Annotated in this window: 3 protein-coding genes; all 3 read right to left on the bottom strand. The window is 76.1% G+C overall.

Features of this window, described 5'->3' with window-relative positions; all coding sequences use genetic code 11:
• Positions 1–128 precede the first annotated feature (128 nt).
• Complete coding sequence (locus tag DVA66_RS19810) at positions 129–461, bottom strand: small basic family protein (RefSeq protein WP_114561513.1); 333 nt, start codon at positions 459–461, stop codon at positions 129–131.
• Between the two features lie 7 nt (positions 462–468).
• Positions 469–1,278, bottom strand: coding sequence for a DUF881 domain-containing protein (locus DVA66_RS19815; RefSeq protein ID WP_114561514.1), 810 nt, complete (start codon positions 1,276–1,278; stop codon positions 469–471).
• Positions 1,279–1,331: 53 nt separating this feature from the next.
• Positions 1,332–1,976 (bottom strand): glycosyltransferase family 4 protein (locus DVA66_RS19820; protein WP_157974168.1); only part of this gene is annotated, 645 nt, incomplete at its 5' end.

Raw genomic sequence — 1,976 nt, forward strand, 5'->3', positions numbered from 1 at the left:
CGCCGTGGCCGGTCTGCTGCTCGGTCGCGTCCGGGTCACCCTCGCGGGCGGCCTGCCGCTCGCGCCGCCGCTTGGAGCGGCGGGCCATCGGGTCGGAGACGCCGGGGACGGCCCGGCGGGCGCGGGGCTCAGGCATGGAACAGCTGCCTGCGGATCGCGGCGGCGTTGGTGAAGATGCGGATGCCGAGGACGACCACCACGCCGGTCGACAGCTGCGAGCCGACCCCGATCTGGTCGCCGATCCACACGATCACCGCGGCGATGAGGACGTTGGAGACGAAGGAGACCACGAACACCTTGTCGGTGAAGGTGCCCTCCAGCCAGGCCCGGGCGCCGCCGAACAGCGCGTCCAGGGCGGCCACGATGGCGATCGGCAGGTACGGCTGCAGCGCGCCGGGCAGGGTCGGCTCCAGCACGACACCCAGCACGATGCCGAGGATCAGACCGAGGATGGCCAGCACGGCGCGCTCACTCCTTCCGGGCCCGGGCGTGCCGGACGCGCAGGGTCGGGTCGGCGGGCAGCTCCAGCTCGTCCGACGACGTCGTGGTCATGCTCACCCCGTAGTTCTGGCGGACATGGTCCCACCAGCGGCCGCCGGTGGACTCGGCGAAGCGGGCGGGCAGGGTGCGCGGGTCACCGACCACCTCGACGGTGTAGGGCGGGCTGAGCGAACGGTAGTCGACGGTGATGGCGTCCCCGGCATTGCGGATCGGGGTGAGCGGGCTGAGCCGGTGGCCGTTGATGGCGATCGCCTCCGCCCCGGCCGTCCACATCCCGTTGACCAGCTGCTGCAGGTCGAGGTCGATCAGCCGGCCGTCGGACGGTCCGCTCGAGCCGGGCGCGTCGTCGGCCACCACGACCACCCCCGGTCCGCGCACCGGACGGGCCGAGGCCTGCTCGGCGGCGGTCTCGATCTCCCGCTCCAGCGTCCGGGCCTGGGCGTCGTCGCCGAGGGCGGTGTCGCGCAGCGCGCCCACCTCGCCGGCGGTCTGCTCGATCCGGGCGTGCAGCTCGTCGTGGCGCTGCTCCTCCGCCGCGATCCGGTCCAGCAGCTGCTGGCGCTCCACGGCCGCGGCCGGCGCCCCGCGGGTGCTCTGCACCGACCCGGCGGCGAAGAGCATCCCGCAGGCGATGGCGACGACCAGCAGCAGGACGCGGGAGCGCGGCACCGGGCCCGGGCGCGCGGACACGCGCCGGTAGTCGGGGTCCATCGGCTCGGCGAGGACCTGGTTGAGCAGGTCCATGCTGCGGTCCGGCCGGTCGTCGGGTGCGGCCACCGGCCCAGGGTAGTCGCCGGTCCCGTCACTGCGGGCGGTCCGGCGGGAGCGGTTCAGGACGGTCCGGACGCCAGCACCGAGCGGTAGACGTCGACCACCTGCGGGCCGACCACCGACCAGTCGTAGCGGGCCCGGACCGCGGCCACCCGACGCGCCGGCGGGGCGACTGGGCCGTCGGTCGCCCCGCCGTCGTTCTCCCCGCCACCGAGGGCGGAGCCGAGGACGCGCACCAGGTCGTGCGGGTCGCCGCTGCGGAACAGGTGGGCGTGCCGCCCGGGGCCGTCGCCGAGCACGTCGACGAAGGCCGGCAGGTCGGCGGCCACCACCTCCGCGCCGGCGGCCAGCGCCTCCAGCAGCACCAGGCCGAAGCTCTCCCGCTCACGGTGGGGGGCGACGAAGACGTCGCACCAGGCCAGCAGGTCGCTGCGGGCGGCGTCGCTGACCCGGCCCAGCGACGTCCACCCTGCCGGCAGGCGCCGGGTGCCCGCGCCGGCCACCACCACCTGCGCGTCGGGCCAGCGGGCGCGGATGCCGGGCCAGGCGGCGACCAGCACGTCCAGGCCCTTGCGGGGCTCGTCCAGCCGCCCGACGAAGGCCAGCCGGGGCCGGCTGTCCGCACCGGGACCCGGGCGCCAGGCCGTGGCGCGCCGGCCGGGAACCGTGCCCAGGTCGAGCCCGTTGGGGATCACCGTGGCGTC

This window comes from Desertihabitans aurantiacus (assembly GCF_003344635.1).
GTDB lineage: Bacteria > Actinomycetota > Actinomycetes > Propionibacteriales > Propionibacteriaceae > Desertihabitans > Desertihabitans aurantiacus.